Consider the following 17,821-nt stretch of genomic DNA (forward strand, 5'->3'; position numbering starts at 1 on the left):
CGACGAATCCCTATTAATCCCAAAATCGGACGTCTGACACCACCTTGAACGGCGCGAATCAGCGCCGTGTCGCAAAATCCAGTGCAAAATCAGGATTTAACGAGGCGGGCCGCGAAAAATCCGTCGAGTCCGCCGAGCTTGGGATCGGCGTTCGGCAGATGGCTGGGCAGGGTGCGCAGATCGCCCTCCGGAGTGAGGATTTCGTCCAGGCCTGCGACCTCCGACGCCGCGATCGGGAGGCGGCGAAGCGCAGGCTCGGCCGCCAGCAGCGTCGCCACGGCCTGCTCGCCTTCTTCGGGTTCCAGCGAGCAGGTGCAGTAGATCAGCGTACCGCCCGGCTTGAGCAGCGACACTGATTTTCGCAGCAGCTTTTGCTGGAGCGCGGTCAGGGCGGCGATGTCGGATTCCTGCCGCAGCCAAGCCACATCGGGATGGCGGCGGATCGTGCCGGTCGAGGTGCAGGGCGCATCGATCAAGATACCGTCGAAGCCCTCGGCGGGGCCGGCCCATTCCACGGCGTCAGCGACGACGGTCTCGGCTTGGAGCGACAGTCGCGCCAGATTCTCGCGCAGTCGCGCCACCCGGGCCGGCGAGCGGTCGATTGCCGTGACATGTGCGCCTGCTAGCGCCAGTTGCGCGGTCTTGCCGCCAGGGGCGGCGCAGAGATCTGCAATGGACTTGCCCTTGACGTCGCCGAACAGCCGGGCCGGCAGCGCGGCGGCGGCGTCCTGCACCCACCATTGTCCTTCGGTGAAGCCGGGCAGCATTGTCACCGCGCCGTGCAGCAGCATCCGCACCGTCCCGGTCGGCAGCGTCTCGCCGTGCAGGCGGCTTGCCCATTGCGCGGGATCCGACTTCACAGTGAGATCGAGCGAGGGCTCGTGGCCGAGCGCCAGCGCCATCTCGCGTGCGGTCGCTTCGCCATAATGCGCGCTCCAACGCGCAAGCAGCCATGGCGGAAGGTCCAGTGATTGCGCGGCGACCTCCTCGACCAGCGCCTTGCCCTCGCGCGCGCAGCGGCGCAGCACGGCATTGACGAGGCCGGCATAGCGCGCGGCGCGGCGGTCGGATTGCACCAGACGAACGGAGAGGTCGACGGCCGCGTGATCCGGCACGTCCATCCAGAGGATCTGCGCCGCGCCGATCAGCAGCGCGCTCTGCGCGCGCGGCGCGTCGGAGGGAATGCCCTTGTCGAGCAGGCGCGACAGCACGTGGCCGAGCGTGCCGAGCCGGCGCAGCACGGTGGCGACCAGGCGCCGCATCAGCGCGCGGTCGCGGTCGGCCAGCGTCTTCAGTCCCGGATGGGCGCCGCCGCCGTCGAGCTGATCGTCGAGTGTGCGGTGCTTGTGCAGCACGCCGTCGACGATGTCGGCGGCGATCCGTCGCGCCGCAAGGCCGGGCACTTCGGACGGAGGAGCAAAACGTTGAGATGGCATGCGGAAGCAAGGTTCTGAGCGAGCGGCAGTTCCGCCGCAATGGGCGCATGCCTCGAGAAGGCGATCTCTGGCACGCGAATATGCCAAATGTAAGAATCGCTTCCGGCTTTTTCAGCCCTCCGGACCCGATTTCAGGAATGCGTTATTGGACGTCGCCTTGCGGCTCGTCCTGCGCTAGAAGACCGGACGATGAGTGACCAGCCTCCCGTCCCCGATCGCAAGCCGCTCTCGCCGGCAGCCCAGCGCGCGCTGGCCGAAGCCGAGGCGCGCCGGCAGGCTGCCGCCGCGGAGGCCATCAGCGAGGCCAAGGCGAAGGAGCTGCAGGGGCCGAAGGGACCCGAGCCGACCCGCTACGGCGACTGGGAGCGCAAGGGCATCGCCTCCGACTTCTGAGCCATCGCTGGTGCGGCAGGTCGTGTCTGCCCTCGGACGCTACAGATAGTGATTGTCACGGAGGTAGCGCATGATGCGTTCGCAAGCCGCGTCGGTCGACAGCTCCGAACTATCGATGGTGATTTCCGGCGCCTGCGGCGCCTCATAGGGATGATCGATGCCGGTGAACGCCGGTATCTCGCCGGCCCGCGCCTTGCGATAGAGTCCCTTGGGATCGCGACGTTCGCATTCGGCGAGCGGGGTCGCGACGTGGATCTCGATGAATTCGCCCGCCTGGACCCGCTGGCGCGCCAGCTCGCGCTCGCAGCGGAACGGGGAGATCAGCGCGACCAGCGCGATCATGCCGGCGTCGACGAACAGCGCGGCGATCTCCGCGGCGCGCCGGACGTTCTCCGCCCTGTCCGCGCTGGAGAAGCCGAGATCGCGGTTGATGCCGTGGCGAAGATTGTCGCCGTCGAGCAGCGCGGCGTGGCGTCCTAGCTCGGCGAGCCTGCGGTCGACGAGATCGGCGATCGTCGATTTGCCGGCTCCGCTCAGCCCTGTGAACCAGAGCACGCAGGGCCGTTGCTGCTTCAGCCGCGCCCGCACCGATTTGTCGATGGCAAGCCGCTGCCAATGAATGTTGGTGGCGCGGCGGAGTGAAAGGTCGATCATTCCCGCTGCGGCCGTGCAGTGGCTGATCGGATCGACGAGAATGAAGCTGCCCATGTCACGGTTGTCGCGATAAGCCTCGAACACCAATGGACCGTCGAGGTTGAGATGGGCGTAGCCGATCTGGTTGGCATCGAGCGTCTCGGCGCCTTCCTGCGCCATGGTGTCGATGGCGATGCGGTGCTTGAGCGTCATGATCACTGCGCCGGTCGAGGCCGCGCCGCATTTGAGCACATAGCGCCGGCCCGCGACCATGGCCTCGTCGTCGAACCAGACCAGATGGGCGGCCAACTGATCCGAAACCTGCGGCGCGGCCCCCGCCGTCAGGACGTCGCCGCGACTGACGTCGATCTCGTCGACCAATGTGAGCGTAACCGATTCGCCCGCCGCCGCGCGGTCGCGCTCGCCGCCGGGGGTGAGAATGCGCGCGACGTGCGTCTGACGGCCCGAGGGCTGCACCGCGACGGTCTCGCCGGTCGCAATCGTTCCGCTGGCGATCCGCCCGCAGAAGCCGCGAAACTCCGCGTTCGGCCGGTTGACCCATTGCACCGGCAGCCGGAACGGATGCTGCGAGACGTCGCCGGAAACGTCGACCGATTCCAGATAGGCCGTCACGGTCGGCCCGGTGTACCAGGGCATCCGCGCGCTCGCCGCCACGATATTGTCGCCGTCGGGCGCCACGACCGGAATGCACTGGACCTGCGAGATCCCGAGCTGCCCGGCCATGATCAGGTATTCGGCGGTGATGGCCGCAAAGCGATCCCCGTCGAATCCGATCAAGTCCATCTTGTTCACGGCGAGCACGACGTGACGGATGCCCAGCAGCGACAGGATGTGGCTATGGCGCCGCGTCTGCGTGATCACGCCCTTGCGGGCATCGACCAGCACCACGGCGAGTTCGGCGTTGGAAGCGCCGGTCGCCATGTTGCGCGTATACTGCGCATGCCCCGGCGTGTCGGCGACGATGAAGCGGCGCAGCTTGGTGGCAAAGAAGCGGTAGGCGACGTCGATGGTGATGCCCTGCTCGCGTTCCGCCTGCAAGCCGTCGACCAGCAGCGCGAAATCGAGATCGCCGCCGGTGGTGCCGACGGTCTTGCTCTCGCACGCCAGCGCGTCGAGCTGGTCGTCGAGCAGCGTCTTGGAATCATAGAGCAGGCGGCCGACCAGCGTGCTCTTGCCGTCATCGACGCTGCCGCAAGTGACGAAACGCAGCGTCGGGCGATCGTCCTGGTCCAGCCGCGGCGCATCGGAGGCGGCGATGGTGGGGGCCTCGTGATAGGACATCAGAAATAGCCTTCCGCTTTCTTGCGCTCCATCGATGCCGGACTGTCCCGGTCGATCATGCGTCCCTGCCGCTCGGAGGTGCGCGAGGCCGTCATCTCCCGCACGATCTCAGGCAGGGTTGCCGCCGTCGAGATCGTGGCACCGCTGAGCGGATAGCAGCCCAGGGTCCGAAATCGGACCGAGCGCCATTGCGGCTGTTCGCCTGCAAGCAGCGGCATCCGTTCGTCGTCCACCATGATCAACGCGCCGTCGCGCTCGACCACCGGACGCGAGGCGGCCAGATAGAGTGGAACGATCGGGATGTCCTCGAGCAGGATGTAGTCCCAGACGTCGAGCTCGGTCCAGTTCGACAGCGGAAACACCCGCATGCTCTCGCCGGGCGCAAGCATCGTGTTGTACAGGCTCCACAGCTCGGGCCGCTGGTTCTTCGGATCCCAGCGATGCGCCGCGCTCCTGTGCGAGAACACGCGCTCCTTGGCACGCGACTTCTCCTCGTCGCGCCGCGCTCCCCCGATCGCGGCGTCGAAGCCGTGAAAGTCGAGCGCCTGCCGCAACGCCTGCGTCTTCATGACGTCGGTGTAACGGGCCGAGCCGTGGGTGAAGGGGTCGATGCCCTCTCGTAATCCGTCGTTGTTGGTGTGGACGATCAGATTGATGCCGAGCTCGCGCGCGCGGCGGTCGCGAAACGCGATCATCTCGCGGAACTTCCAGGTCGTGTCGACGTGCAGCAGCGGAAACGGCGGCCTGCCGGGATGAAACGCCTTCATCGCCAGATGCAGCAGCACCGACGAGTCCTTACCAATGGAATACAGCATGACCGGCTTGCGGAACTCGGCCGCCGTCTCCCGCAGGATATGGATGCTTTCCGCCTCTAGGCGTCGAAGATGACTGGCGGCAGAGCGGTGCGCAGGGGTCTCCTCGGGCGCGTTGCGCACCGGCGAGACCTCCACGACTGATGCGATCTGTCCGGTCATGCGGCGGTGCCCAGGCCATCGCCGAACAGGCGCCCGGCGGTGTCCGGATCCAGCGAGAGGTCGCGGATGCAGGCGTCGACCGAAGCGCGGTACATGTCGTCGATGCCGTAGCGTCCGATGACCTGGAGCTGGGCCTCGCTCAGCGACGCCGTCTTGCGGCTGCGGTAGCGATAGGCGGTATCCGATCCGTGAAGGCCGACCACGGTGTAGACCTTGGGCTCGCTGAGGAAGGTGACGCCCGAGCCCTTCGTTTCGATCTGTCCGCGCTCCTTCCAGTCGGTGACGGCGCCTTCGGTAAAGCGTGCGCCGAGACCGAGCCGGTCGAACAGCTTACGCACCGATCCTGTCGCGTCTTTGCTGGCTTCATAGACGTAATGCGTCACCGGCACGCCGTGCCGCTTCGCGTAGCTCTCGACGCGCAGCGCATTCAACGAGGAGATCACGTAGTTCTGGACCAGGCGATCCTCGGGAACGCGGTCCGACCATTTCTCGAGCCACGATGCCAGCGAGCTCGCGGGATCGCGGTCGAGCATGATCATGTGGAGCTTATCGGCCGGCCAGCCGGCCTCGAGCAACGGCTGCAACGGCAGGAACAGGCTTTCCGCCAGCACATACGGCCCGGCCATTTCCTTGTTGAAGAGATGCGGCTGCTCCGATGCATGTGGCACCGCCCAGGGCTCGCCTGCATTTCCAAGCAGTCGATGGCGCAGGACGACCTTCACCGGCTGGAAGTAGGAGGGCATGCCGGCGACGCCGAACAGATTGGTGAGTGCGGTCGAGCCCACACGGCAGCGCCCCCACGCGCAGTAGAGCGTCGGGAAGTCCGCAGGCGACCAATGCCGGAATGCTTCGGCGAGGCAGTCCCTCACCTCCCACATCAGTTCGTCGAGCGCCGCCGGTCTGTTCTGGTACTTGCCGTCCGGGGCGAGGACCATCGTGTCGAGCGAGGGATGGTCGCGGCGCACGAGATCGGCCAGGCGGTCGGTTTCTTCGACGGACGTCGTGATGGTGCTCATCTGCTGACCTTTCGGGTTGAGGATCGAATCGACCACGATCTGCGCGCGGCGCAGGTTGATATCGACGGCGGCGGCATAGAAGTGCGTACCCTTCGTGGGGCCGCCGACCGCGTAGACGTTCGGATGAGCCGTGCCGTGACGGTCGTGGACGCGGCTGTCGTCGTAGCCGCAGCGAATTCCGCCGAGCGCGTCGAACGCGATCAGCCCCTGGCGCTGCATGTCCTGATAGAGCGGGCTGGTGTCCAGCCGATAGGATGGTCCTGTCGCATCGATGACGTAATCGACGTCGCGATGATCGCCGTTACCCAGGATCGCGCGGAACCGGCCGCCGGCGGCCGTCACGTTGCGCAACCGGGCGCGGGCCGAGAGCCGGCCCGAGCGCATCAGGTCGCGGATGCGGATTGCATTCTCCAGCGGCATTGCCGAGCGATTGCGAAGCCAGCCGGAATTGTAGACATCCATGAAACGTATCTTCTCGGCGTCGCTCATCCGGCTCCAGGCCTCGCACATCACGTCGATGACGCTGACGAGATAGGCGTAGACGCTGGGCTCAGCGGCCTCGGCTCGCGCGATGTTGTGCTCGAGATCGGCCAGCGCACCGCCGCCGACGTTGCGGCAAGACAGATCGCAACGTATTCCGGTGGTCTCCAGCAGCAGTTCGGAAAGACGGGCGGCAAAGGCGTCGGCTTCGATCTGGTCGCGGCGGGTCACATGGTCGTGCAGCGTGTCCCGGAAGTCGGTCGTGATTGCGGGCATCGTCACCGGCTGGACCGTGGGAAACAGGCCGCTTCTCGAGAAGCAGGTCATCCTGACGGCTTGGTGGGACTTAGCCAGCGCCGCCGCGGTGTCGACCGCACTGAGCCCGCTTCCAAGGATGCCGACCTCGACGCCGTCGTGATCGGCGAAGGTGAATTGGGCGTAGGGATCTCGGATGTAGTTCGGGTTTGCAGTCAGGCCGTAAGGATCATCGGGCGCGTTGTGGCCGGTGCAGAGGATCAGCGCGGAGGAGATATGCGTGATGTTGCGGTCGGTCGTCAGCAGAACATCGCGATCCGGCGAGAACCGCATACGGACGATTTCCGCTTGTTCGATATGAACGGGCACGCCGGCGCTGCGGCATTGCGCGATCGCGGCCGTTCGCACGGCGTCGAGGTAATCCCTGTAGACCATGCGCGGAAGGTGCTTGCTGCCGTGGCAGGAGAGCCCGCGCGCCTGAAGCCAACGCAGAAATTCATCCGCATCGCCCGGCCGGATCGACATCGTCGAGGGCTTCATGTTGAGGAGATGGCGGTCGCTCTGCGTGCGATAGGCGATCCCGCCATCGAAGCCGGCCTTGTCGAAGAGCTGAATTCCGCTGATCGCGCCGTGGTCGCGTTCTGATGCAGCGAGCTCCGCCAGGTAACGCAAGACCGTGATGCCGGTCGCGCCGCCGCCGACAATGCTGATGATCATCGCTCATTTCCCCCAGTTTGCATGTTTGACCCAGGCGCGAGCGGGGGCTCGGCGTGGGGGCCTCCCAAAGCCGTTGGTTATTCGACGTGTCAGACAGGTGGCTCGCGGCCGGCCGAGGATCGGCCGCGGGGCGTGCGGGTCCTCAGGCGGCCCGCACCGTATCGAGGAACTTCGCGACCTCGCTCTTGAGGCGGCCACTCTCGGTCGAGAGTGAGCGCGCGGATGCCAGAACCTGCGTCGAAGCCGAGCCGGTGGCGCTGGCGCCATGACTGACTTGGGCGATCTTGTCCGCGACCTCCACCGTTCCCTTGGCGGCTTCGCTGACGTTGCGGGCGATTTCGGCGGTGGCGGCCCCCTGCTCCTCGATCGTGGCGGCGATGGTGGTCGAGATGTCCGAAATCTTGGAGATGGTCGCGCCGATTTCCTTGATGGCGCCGACGGAGTCTTCCGTGGCCGTCTGCATGCCGGCGATCTGTGCACCGATCTCGTCGGTCGCCCGTGCGGTCTGGGCTGCGAGCGCCTTGACCTCGCTCGCCACCACGGCAAATCCGCGGCCGGATTCGCCGGCACGTGCCGCTTCGATGGTGGCGTTGAGCGCCAGCAGATTGGTCTGCTCCGCGATCGCGGTGATCAATTTGACGACGTCGCCGATCCGGCCCGCCGCCTTGAGCAATTCGTTGATCCGGGCGTCGGTACGCTCGGCCTGCTTCACGGCGTCGCCGGCGATGCGACTGGAATCATGGACCTGGCGTCCGATCTCGACGACCGATGCGCTCATCTCCTCGGCGGCCGATGCCACGGCTCCGACGTTGGCTGACGCTTCCTCGGAAGCCGCTGCCACCATTCCGGAAAGGTGTTCGGTCTCCTCTGCCGTTCCCGACAGCGTGCCGGCGGCGGATTCAAGCTGCTGCGAGGCGGCCGAAACCGAGTTGATGATGCCGCCGACCGCGTCCTCGAACGCACCGGCCAGCCGGATCATTTCCTGCTTGCGACGCGCGGCGGCCGCAGCCTCCTGGTCCTTCTGTTCGGCCTCCATCTGCTCGATACGGATCAGATTGTCCTTGAACGTCCGGGCCGCACGGGCATTGTCGCCGACTTCGTCACCGCGGGTGGTATAGGGAATCTCGACGGCCTTGTTGCCGCCGGCGAGTTGCAGCAGGACTTCGCCGATGCGGCGAATCGGCCGGGCGATGCTCAGCACCGAAAACAGCGCCGAGCCCGCCAGGACCAGGACCACGAGGATACCGACCGCGAGGCTGACCTGGGCCGTCAGCTCGAGCGCGGCCATGAGCTGGCTTTGCCGCAGAGCCATGAATTCGTTGTTGGCCGCAACCAGCTTGTCGACACGCGTCGTGATGTCCTTGGCAGCCGGAAGCACCCGCTCTTCGAAAATGCGCCTCTTGGTCTCTTCCGCCTTCATGGCCGCGCTGGTGGCCGTCTTGTAGCGTCCGGCGAGCGCGGCAAGCGCGTCGATACCCTCGACGATAGTCTTGTCGCCGGCGGACTGACGGACCTGTTTCAGAACGCCGATCATGGCGTCGGCGCGCTGGGCGATACGGTCCTTCTGCTCGACGTCGCCTGTCGCCGAGAAACGCCAGTCGGCCGCGCTGACCGCCTTGAGCAAGGCGTCGGCTTCGCGCAACTCGGCCTCGATGCCGAGCCGATTCTGCGATGCGGCCATTGCGGGCGACGCCAGCAGTTTCTCGACGGCCTTGTTCCAGGCCTCCTCGATCTGGTTTGCCGCGGTGAATTCGCCGAGGGCGGTGCCGCGCGCATCGCTGAGATCGTTGCCGGCCTTCAGAGAGGCCTCGAGCAGGGCCTTCACCTCGCGACAGAGCTCTTTGGCTTCAGCGCGCCTGGACCGTTCCAAGGCGGCGTCGATCTCGGTCGTGGCGTTGGCGATGGAGCCGCGCAATGTCGCGAGATGCTTGGCAAGGCCGTCGGCCGAAGATACGGATCCGATTTCCGCTATCGCGAGGCGTGCCCGGGTCACTGCGAGCTCGGCGCCCTGAGCGTTGGCCTTGTTGGCGGTGTTGATGACGACCAGCCGGCTCAATTCCGCGATTTGTTCGTTACGAATGAGCTGGTTGGCGAGCATGCCGCCGACCAGAAGAACTCCCGCGCTCGCGGTCAGCCCCAACTTTGTACCGATGCGAAACTTGAACGATGCCATGCTCTACGCTCCCCACACGCAATCCGAGTACAACCGCTTAATACTAAACAGTGCGTGAACATCAAACTCCGTACAACTACAGGAGGTATCGAACGGAGAGCGCTTGGAACAGCATGCAGAGCATAGGTATGATTTTCCGTGCCCCCCCCCCGATCCCGGGCAGCCAGCCTGCAAGTCGACGATGGCCCGTCACACAGGGAGGCAAGCCTTGTTGGTTCCCCCGACTCAGTCCTAGCGTGAGCTGATGCGGTTCCAGGATCGACCCAACCCCTACCGGCCACGGTTCGGCGGCTCGCCGTTCGGCCGCCGCTTTTCCGGATTGTTGCCTTGGATGTTCGTGGTCGGCATCGCGATAGCCGTCGTGCTCACCTTTCGCCACGGATCGGGTCGGCTTGTTCCGCGGACAGATGGCGACCGCGCCGGGAATGCCGAGATCGTTCTCCAGCAGGCGGAGCATCCCGATGTCCGCGAGCCCGTGGACGTCGTTCGCACCATCGACGGCGACACGTTCCTCGCGCGTGTTCGTCAACGCGACGGCCGCGATCTCGTCGTGCGGGTTCGGCTGCGTGGCATCGATGCACCCGAACTGAAGGCGTCCTGCCAGGAAGAGTTGGACAAGGCGGAAGCCGCCGCTCGCGCGCTGCGCGATCTTCTCGGCCAGGGCGGCGTGACCATCAGCAATCTCGGCCCCGACAAATATGGCCGCGTGCTCGCCGACGTCGCGACCCGGCGGACCGCGAACGTTTCGGCGGCGTTGCTCGCCGGTGGTTTTGCGCGAAGCTACAATGGCGGCCATCGCGACGGCTGGTGCGCACGCGGCTGGCGGTTCTGGTAACAAAAAAGCCGCATCCAAAGACGCGGCCTTGTCTTGTTGCGGCTGATCGCGGGATCAGCGCGTCACGACCACCGTCGTGCCGACGGAGACGCGGCCATAGAGATCGGTGATGTCGTCGTTCAGCATGCGGATGCAGCCATAGGAAACGAAGCCGCCGATCGAACCCGGCACGTTGGTGCCGTGGATGGCGTATTCGCCGCCGGCAAGCGTCATCGCCGCGACGCCCATCGGGTTGCGCGGCGAGCCGCCCGGAATCATGTCGGGAATGTTGGGCTTGTCACGCTTGACCTCGGCCGGCGGTGCCCAGGCTGGGTTGCGATACTTCCCGTCGATCTTCGTCGTGCCGGCCCATTGCTTACCGGATTTGCCGACGCCGACCGGATAGCGCACGGCGTGGCCGCTATCGAGAACGAGATAGAGTCTGCGCTCGCTGGTTTTGACCACGATCGTGCCCGGCGAATAGTCGGCGAGGTGCGTGCCCACCATTTCCGGCCGCGCGTCTGCCGCCGTCGACATCAAGACCCCAGCCCCGATGGTGGCGGCCATCGCCACCGCAATCCTCATCGACATCGATCTCCCCTTTGCCCCAATCGGATCATCCAAAATGACGCAGAACCCGGCAATCGCCGCCGCCAAGTCCCCATGAGGAGACATTCTTAACCGCGCCCGTTAACCGGATGGTTTCCACGCGCGGCCACCGAAGGCCGACCAGCAGGGGGAACAAAGGAAATGTTCGAAATAAAGTAAATGACCTGAAAACAACACTCGGCGGGAAAGATGCGGGCGCGCCGCCGCGCGCGCTGACAAGCGCGTGAGGGTGTGAATCGCTGTTGTTCACCGGCCCACGACAACGCGGCCGTGTCCCGGACAAGGCGCGGCGCGTGGCGCCGCGCCGCAGAGCCGGGACCCAGAAAGCCACACGTTCTGTCGTCAGATGGGCCTCGGCTCTGCAGCGCACCGCTGAAGGAGCGCTGCGCTGCGTCCGGGGCACGAGAGATCGTTACGCCTGCCTGCGGTTCTGTCGGTTCTTGACGAGGTCATCGACCACGGCAGGATCGGCCAGCGTCGATGTGTCGCCCAAGCTGCCGGGCTCGTCCTCGGCGATCTTGCGCAGGATGCGGCGCATGATCTTGCCGGAGCGAGTCTTTGGCAGGCCCGGCGCGAACTGGATCTGGTCGGGCGAGGCGATCGGGCCGATCTCCTTGCGCACCCAGGTGACGAGCTCCTTGCGCAGGTTCTCGGTCGGCTCGATGCCGGCCATCAGGGTGACATAGGCGTAGATGCCCTGGCCCTTGATGTCATGCGGGAAGCCGACCACCGCGGCTTCCGAGACTTTCTCATGCGCCACCAGCGCGCTCTCGACTTCCGCGGTGCCCATGCGATGGCCGGAGACGTTGATGACGTCGTCGACGCGACCGGTGATCCAGTAATAGCCGTCGGCATCGCGGCGGCAGCCATCGCCGGTGAAATACTTGCCCTTGTAGGTCGAGAAATAGGTCTGCTCGAAGCGGGCATGGTCGCCATAAACGGTGCGCATCTGGCCCGGCCATGAGCGGGTGAGGCAGAGATTGCCTGACGTTTCGCCCTCCAGCACCTTGCCGTCGGCGTCGACGATCTCGGGCGCCACGCCGAAGAACGGCTGGGTCGCCGAGCCGGGCTTCAGCTTGGTGGCGCCCGGCAGCGGCGTGATCAGGATGCCGCCGGTCTCGGTCTGCCACCAGGTGTCGACGATCGGGCAGCGGTCGTCGCCGACGACGCGGTGATACCATTCCCAGGCTTCCGGATTGATCGGCTCGCCGACCGAGCCGAGCAGACGGAGCGAGGCGCGCGAGGTCTTCTTCACCGGCTCGTCGCCGCCCTGCATCAGCGCGCGGATCGCGGTCGGCGCGGTGTAGAAGATGTTGACCTTGTGCTTGTCGATGACGTTCCAGAACCTGGAATTATCCGGGTAATTCGGCACGCCTTCGAACATCAGCGTTGTCGCTCCGTTCGCCAGCGGCCCGTAGAGGATGTAGCTGTGACCGGTGACCCAGCCGACGTCCGCAGTGCACCAGTAGATGTCGCCGTCATGATAATCGAAGACGTATTGATGCGTCATCGAGGCGAACACGAGATAGCCGGCGGAGGTGTGCAGCACGCCCTTGGGCTGGCCGGTCGAGCCTGAGGTGTAGAGGATGAACAATGGGTCCTCGGCGTGCATGTGCTCGACCGGGCATTCCGTCGTCACCATTGCCGCCGCCTCGTGATACCAGAGGTCGCGCGTCGGGTTCATGTCGATCTTGCCGCCGGTGCGCTTGACCACGACGACCCAGTCGACCCCGTCGGCCTTGGCGAGCGCTGCGTCGACATTGGCCTTCAGCGGCACCTTCTTGCCGCCGCGCAGGCCTTCGTCCGCGGTGATGATGATCTTGGATTGGCAATCGTTGATGCGCTGGGCGAGACTGTCCGGCGAGAAGCCCGCGAACACCACGGAGTGGATCGCGCCGATCCGTGCGCAGGCCAGCATCGCATAGGCCGCTTCCGGAATCATCGGCAGGTAGATGGTGACGCGGTCGCCCTTCTTGACGTTGCGGGTGCGCAGGATGTTGGCCATCCGGCAGACCTCGTCGTGCAGCTCCTTGTAGGTGATGTGCTTGGACTGCGAGGGATCGTCGCCTTCCCAGATGATCGCGGTCTGGTTGGCGCGCTTTGCGAGATGCCGGTCGATGCAATTGTAGGCGACGTTGAGGATGCCGTCCTCGAACCATTTGATCGAGATATTGCCGGGCGCGAAGGAGACGTTCTCGATTCTGGTCGGCGCGTGCATCCAGTCGATGCGCTTGGCCTGCTCCGCCCAGAAACCGTTCGGGTCCGAGATCGAGCGAGCGTACATCTCCTTGTACTTGGCCTGGTCGACCCAGGCGCGCTTCGCCCACTCCACGGGGACGTCGTAGATCTTCTCGGACATGCTTTCCCTCCACATCCGGCAGGCCGAACGCTAGCGACCGGCGAGCCGATTTGATCATTGGCTGATTATGCGTCGGGCTAACCGGACCCGACAAGGAGCACAAGCTGGACCTTCGGCGGGCCGCTGGCCATGCGGAAGATCAAGCCCGCCTGCGGTGACTGTCACAGATCTGAAACAGGCAAAGGCCGCCTTTGCGGTCTTTACCCAACTCTCCGGAAGCGGCCCTGCAGGGCGCCTATGCGCCGCGGGAGGTATTTAGAAACCTCCCGTCGCCGATTCGGGACTCGCAATACGGTTCGGAACACCCTAAATGGCCAACCCGGGTCCAAAGAGACCCCTCGGAACAAAAATCAGAACAGCGGCATTGACCGGTAACAGACAGGGCTAAGGCATAAGACTATGATGGATCAGCAGAATCTCGGGACGCTGCGGCCCGCTTCAGCCGATCCTGCCGCCATTGCGCTGGCCAAGGCCTTGGGACAATGGCCGAAACCGGCCGCTTTCAGGCGTCCGAGCCCCAAAAAGACCTTTGACGCGGCGCCGGCGACGGTCGAGGCGCTTGCCAAGGAGCTCGGCCTGCGGCTTGGCGACCAGAACGAGCTGAGCATTCGCCGCATCAAGCGCGGCAAGGGCTATTCCTTCGTCCGCCCCAACGGCGCACATATCCGCGACGCCCGCACCATCCGCCGGCTGCATGCCATGGCGGTGCCGCCGGCCTATCGCGAGGTGCGCTACTCGGCCGATCCGAGCTCGCATCTTCAGGCCGTGGGTCGCGATGCCGCGGGCCGGCTGCAATATCGCTATCACGCCGATTGGGAGAAGGTCCGCGAGCACCGCAAGGCGCACCGCCTGGAAAAGCTCGTCGGCGCGCTGCCAAAAATCCGGCGCAAGGTCTCGGCGTTCCTGTCGGGCGATGAGCCGACGCGTGAATTTGCGCTCTCGGCCGTGATCGAGTTGATCGCGCGCACCGCGATCCGCCCCGGCAACGAATCCTACGCCCGCCTCAACGGCACTCGCGGCGCGACGACGCTGCTGAAGTCCAACGTCACGCTGGAAGACGATTGCTTCGTGCTGACCTTCAAGGCGAAGGGCGGCAAGGCGGTGCGCAAGGAGTGCGACGCGGCCAAGCTCGTGCGCGCCATCGGTATTTTGCAGGGCGTCCCCGGCAAGCGCATGTTCCAGTATCGCGATGCCTACGGCATCGTGCGCGCGGTCAGCACCACGCAGGTGAACGCGTTCTTGCGCGAGATCGCCGGCATCAAGATCTCGCTCAAGGATTTTCGCACGCTGATGGCCTCGGCCGTGGTCGTCGAGTCCTTGTCGCGGATTACGCCGGCGACCAGCCAGCGCGGCCGCAAGAAGCAGGTATTGGATGCGATCCGCGCCGCGGCCGACCAGCTCTCCAACACGCCGGCGATCTGCCGCAAGAGCTACGTCCACGACACCATCGTCACCGCGTTCGAGGACGGCATCCTCGAGCGCTTCGCCGCGACCATGAAGGGCCAGCGCTCGCAAGCGAGGCGCGAGCAGCTTCTGGCGCAGGTGGTGGCGACCGCAGCGGTGTAGGGCCACCCTCCGAGTGCCTATGCCTTGTTGGAAACGCCTATGTCGGGACCTGGATCGCCGCCTGCGGCTGCGGTCGTGAGCCGTTCCAGATAATGCGCCCACCCTGCCGCGTGCGCGGCGGCCTGCGCTTCGCTCGGCAGGCCGCTATGGGTCATGCGCAGCAGCGTGCCGCCGTCGCGTTCGATCAGGTCGATCTCGATCAGGCTCGAGCCGGGCGGCACTTCCTGGCCGCCCTCCCAACCGAACGTGTAGGCGAGACGATGCACCGGCACGACCTCGCGGAAGGTGCCGCGGGCGCCGCCGCCGCGCGGACCGATGCCCTTGAGCAGATAGAGACCGCCGGGATGCGGCTCGGTGGTGGCGTCGGAGCCCATCCAGCTCAAAATCTTCTCGGGGTCCGTCAGGTAAGCGAAAACAATGGCGCGTGGCGCGGCGATCTGGGTCTCGCGTCGCACTATGAACGGTTCGGTCATCGGCGATCATCCCTGGGCTGACATTGGGACATGGCGGCGTCGAAGCGGCCCGTCAAGGATTGCCCGTGACAAAGACGGCCCGGTTTCGCCATGATCGAGCCATGCAGCTCGCCCCGACCCTCGCCTGGCTTGTCGATGCCGCCTCGGATAGTGCCGGGGCCGATCGCCTGCTTGCGGAACTCGGCGCACATCTGGTCGCTGACGGCCTGCCGCTTGCGGCAGGCAGTCTGACGCTGGAGGTACCGCACCCGTTGATCGCGAAGCGGACCTGGTTGTGGCGCGCCGACGGCGGCCAGGTGATCGAAGCGCTTGGCTTTGCGCCCGGCGGACTGGCCCCAGACCCGCCCAACGATGCCGGCCGCCGCTGGCTGCGCGATCTCGCAGGCGGCGAGGTGCACGAAGACATCGTCGGACGGCTCGACGGGCCACAGCTGGGCTGGATCGGACCGCGGCCGTTCACCGCAGACGAAATCGGGCAACTGCGCCAGGCCGCGCGTTTTGCCGCGACGCCCCTCGCCGTGCTGGCCGCGCGCGCCACGTTGCGGGCAACGCTGGATGCCTATCTCGGCAGGCGCAGTGCAGAGCGGGTGCTGGCCGCACCCTTGCGTCGCGATCTCGGCGAGACCATTCAGGCCGCGCTGCTCTATGCGGACCTGCGCAATTTCACGACCCTGTCTGAAACCTCACCGCCCGGGGAGGTCATCGCCGCGCTCGACGCCTGGTTCGATCGCATCGCCGGCGCTGTTCACGCCTTCGGCGGCGAGGTGCTGAAATTCATCGGCGACGGCGTGCTCGCGATCTTTCCGGTGGTCGAGGCATCGCCGCGTCGCGCCTGCGAGGCTGCCTTACGTGCTGCAGGCGCAGCCGAGGCCGGCATGGCCTATCTCAACGCGGAGCGCGGCGCCAAGGGCCTGCCCCCGCTGGCGTTCGGCGCTGCGCTCCATCTCGGTGAGATGCTCTGGGGCAATATCGGCGCCGCCAACCGGCTCGATTTCACAGCGATCGGTCCCGCCGTCAACCTCGCCAGTCGCCTCGAAGGATTGTGCAAGCCGCTCAGCAGGACCGTGCTGGTGTCGGGCGCGCTTGCCGCCGAGACGGACATGCCGCTGGTCGCGCTCGGGTCGCATTCGCTGCGCGGCATTGCCGCGCCGTGCGAAGTGTTCGCGCTGCCGGAGGCGTAGGCCCGGATATCGCTTCGCTCATCCGGGCTACTGCACCTACGCCTATATCCCGCCCATCTTGCAGACGAGCTTCCACTCCTCCGCCGTCACCGGCTGCACCGAGAGGCGCGAATACTTCACCAGCGCCATGTCAGCGAGTTTCTTCTCGGCTTTGATCGCGGCCATCGTGACCGGATTCTTCAAGGGCTTGTCGGCCTTGATGTCGACGCAGACGAATTTACCTGTCTTGTCGGTCGGATCGGGATAGGCCTCCTTGATGACCTCCGCGATGCCGACGATCTCCTTGCCCTCGTTGGAATGATAGTAGAACGCCTTGTCGCCTTTCTTCATGGCCACGAGGTTCTGGCGCGCGGTGTAATTGCGCACGCCGGTCCAGGCTTCGCCCTTGGCGCCCTTCGCCACCTGCTGGTCCCAGGACCACACCGACGGTTCGGATTTCACCAGCCAGTACGCCATGTTCATTCCTCTGACTTGAAGGGGCGCGTCAGCAGCCCCGAGATCGCGGCGTCGATCGTGCTTCGGCCGCTCAGGATCGACGCGACCGCCTCGGATACCGGCATCTCGATGTCTCGCGAAGCTGCAAGTTCGATCAGCACCGGCGCCGTGAACTCACCCTCGGCGAGCTTGCCGGCGGGCGGCGGCTCGCCGCGTCCGAGCGCGAGCCCAAGCGCGAAATTACGCGATTGCGGGCTCGCGCAAGTCAGGATGAGATCACCGAGACCGGAGAGGCCGGCGAGTGTCTCGCTGCGTGCACCGAGCGCGCGGCCGAGGCGCATCAGCTCGGCAAAGCCGCGGGTCGTCAGCGCGGCCTGCGCGGAGGCGCCGAGCTTGCGCCCGACCGCGATGCCGACCGCGATCGCCAGCACGTTCTTGGCGGCACCGCCGATCTCGACGCCGCGGATGTCGATGGAGTGATAGGGGCGGAATGTCGGCGAGCCCAGCGCCTGCACGAGCGTGCTCGCCAATCTCTCATCGCCAGCCGCCAGCGTCACCGCCGTCGGCAAGCCGCGCGCGACGTCGTCGGCAAAGCTCGGTCCCGACAGGATCGCCGGCTGCGCGCTTGGGGCGGCTTCCGCAATCACATCGGTCATGAACTTGTGGGTGCCGTGCTCGATGCCTTTGGCGCACGCAACGATCGGTGCCGGCCTCGCCAGATGCGACGCCAGCATGTTGACCACGCCGCGCAGGTGCTGCGCCGGCGTGGCGATCAGCTGGATGTCCGCGCGCGCGGCGAGTGCCAGATCGTTCGTCACGATGATATCCGGAGCAAGCGGTACGCCGGGCAGCCGGGGATTGTCTCGGGTCGAGGCGATTCGCGCCGCATGCTCCGCACTGCGTGCCCATAGCGTCACGTTCCGTCCGGCTCGCGCCGCGGCCGTCGCCAGCGCCGTACCCCAGGCGCCTGCGCCGATCACCGCGACGGATTGGAACGCGGTCATC

The 17,821-nt window shown here is 65.9% G+C and carries 14 protein-coding genes; 4 read left to right on the forward strand and 10 right to left on the reverse strand.

Annotated elements, in window-relative coordinates; translation table 11 throughout:
• Nucleotides 1-89: 89 nt before the first annotated feature.
• Nucleotides 90-1,436: an RsmB/NOP family class I SAM-dependent RNA methyltransferase gene (locus tag XH84_RS20465; protein ID WP_128921046.1), complete on the reverse strand. Its 1,347-nt coding sequence runs from the start codon at nt 1,434-1,436 to the stop codon at nt 90-92.
• A gap of 189 nt (nt 1,437-1,625) precedes the next feature.
• Here XH84_RS20465 and XH84_RS20470 point away from each other — a divergent pair, with 189 nt between their 5' ends.
• On the forward strand, nt 1,626-1,829 hold the full coding sequence (locus XH84_RS20470) for a DUF1674 domain-containing protein (protein ID WP_128921045.1): 204 nt from the start codon (nt 1,626-1,628) through the stop codon (nt 1,827-1,829).
• 39 nt (nt 1,830-1,868) lie between these two features.
• On the opposite strand, the gene cysN is transcribed toward XH84_RS20470, so the two are convergent.
• The 4 genes from cysN to XH84_RS20495 all read right to left on the reverse strand — a co-directional run bounded on the left by cysN (nt 1,869) and on the right by XH84_RS20495 (nt 9,379).
• Nucleotides 1,869-3,764, reverse strand: coding sequence for a sulfate adenylyltransferase subunit CysN (cysN, locus tag XH84_RS20475; RefSeq protein WP_128921044.1), 1,896 nt, complete (start codon nt 3,762-3,764; stop codon nt 1,869-1,871).
• Nucleotides 3,764-4,738 (reverse strand): sulfate adenylyltransferase subunit CysD, encoded by a 975-nt coding sequence (cysD, locus tag XH84_RS20480; protein ID WP_245471777.1) that lies wholly within the window; start codon nt 4,736-4,738, stop codon nt 3,764-3,766. Before cysD ends, cysN begins: the two co-directional genes overlap by 1 nt.
• Nucleotides 4,735-7,206: an FAD/NAD(P)-binding protein gene (locus tag XH84_RS41665; protein WP_164936460.1), complete on the reverse strand. Its 2,472-nt coding sequence runs from the start codon at nt 7,204-7,206 to the stop codon at nt 4,735-4,737. The genes cysD and XH84_RS41665 overlap by 4 nt, the downstream gene beginning before the upstream one ends.
• A 142-nt stretch (nt 7,207-7,348) precedes the next feature.
• Entirely contained in the window at nt 7,349-9,379 is a 2,031-nt protein-coding gene (locus XH84_RS20495; RefSeq protein ID WP_128921043.1) for a methyl-accepting chemotaxis protein, read from the reverse strand.
• 244 nt (nt 9,380-9,623) lie between these two features.
• Here XH84_RS20495 and XH84_RS20500 point away from each other — a divergent pair, with 244 nt between their 5' ends.
• Nucleotides 9,624-10,214, forward strand: a complete 591-nt coding sequence (locus XH84_RS20500; protein ID WP_128921042.1) for a thermonuclease family protein — start codon at nt 9,624-9,626, stop codon at nt 10,212-10,214.
• A gap of 54 nt (nt 10,215-10,268) precedes the next feature.
• On the opposite strand, the gene XH84_RS20505 is transcribed toward XH84_RS20500, so the two are convergent.
• Nucleotides 10,269-10,784: a L,D-transpeptidase gene (locus tag XH84_RS20505; RefSeq protein ID WP_128921041.1), complete on the reverse strand. Its 516-nt coding sequence runs from the start codon at nt 10,782-10,784 to the stop codon at nt 10,269-10,271.
• A 430-nt stretch (nt 10,785-11,214) separates the two neighbouring features.
• Nucleotides 11,215-13,161, reverse strand: coding sequence for an acetate--CoA ligase (acs, locus tag XH84_RS20510; protein WP_128921040.1), 1,947 nt, complete (start codon nt 13,159-13,161; stop codon nt 11,215-11,217).
• 399 nt (nt 13,162-13,560) lie between these two features.
• Between acs and XH84_RS20515 the strand changes: the two genes are divergently transcribed.
• Nucleotides 13,561-14,727 carry a DNA topoisomerase IB gene (locus XH84_RS20515; RefSeq protein ID WP_128921039.1) on the forward strand — a complete coding sequence of 389 codons (1,167 nt, stop codon included), beginning with the start codon at nt 13,561-13,563 and terminating at the stop codon, nt 14,725-14,727.
• Nucleotides 14,728-14,744: 17 nt separating this feature from the next.
• Here the strand turns inward: XH84_RS20515 and XH84_RS20520 are convergent, their stop codons facing one another.
• Nucleotides 14,745-15,200 carry an SRPBCC family protein gene (locus tag XH84_RS20520; RefSeq protein ID WP_128921038.1) on the reverse strand — a complete coding sequence of 152 codons (456 nt, stop codon included), beginning with the start codon at nt 15,198-15,200 and terminating at the stop codon, nt 14,745-14,747.
• Nucleotides 15,201-15,301: 101 nt separating this feature from the next.
• Here XH84_RS20520 and XH84_RS20525 point away from each other — a divergent pair, with 101 nt between their 5' ends.
• Nucleotides 15,302-16,381, forward strand: a complete 1,080-nt coding sequence (locus XH84_RS20525; RefSeq protein WP_164936484.1) for an adenylate/guanylate cyclase domain-containing protein — start codon at nt 15,302-15,304, stop codon at nt 16,379-16,381.
• Between the two features lie 42 nt (nt 16,382-16,423).
• Here the strand turns inward: XH84_RS20525 and XH84_RS20530 are convergent, their stop codons facing one another.
• The gene (locus XH84_RS20530) at nt 16,424-16,837 is read right to left on the reverse strand and encodes an EVE domain-containing protein (RefSeq protein WP_128921036.1); all 414 of its coding nucleotides are present in this window, start codon (nt 16,835-16,837) and stop codon (nt 16,424-16,426) included.
• Nucleotides 16,838-16,839: 2 nt separating this feature from the next.
• On the reverse strand, nt 16,840-17,820 hold the full coding sequence (locus XH84_RS20535) for an NAD(P)H-dependent glycerol-3-phosphate dehydrogenase (RefSeq protein ID WP_128921035.1): 981 nt from the start codon (nt 17,818-17,820) through the stop codon (nt 16,840-16,842).
• Nucleotide 17,821: the final 1 nt, after the last annotated feature.

Source organism: Bradyrhizobium nanningense, from assembly GCF_004114535.1.
Lineage (GTDB): Bacteria > Pseudomonadota > Alphaproteobacteria > Rhizobiales > Xanthobacteraceae > Bradyrhizobium > Bradyrhizobium nanningense.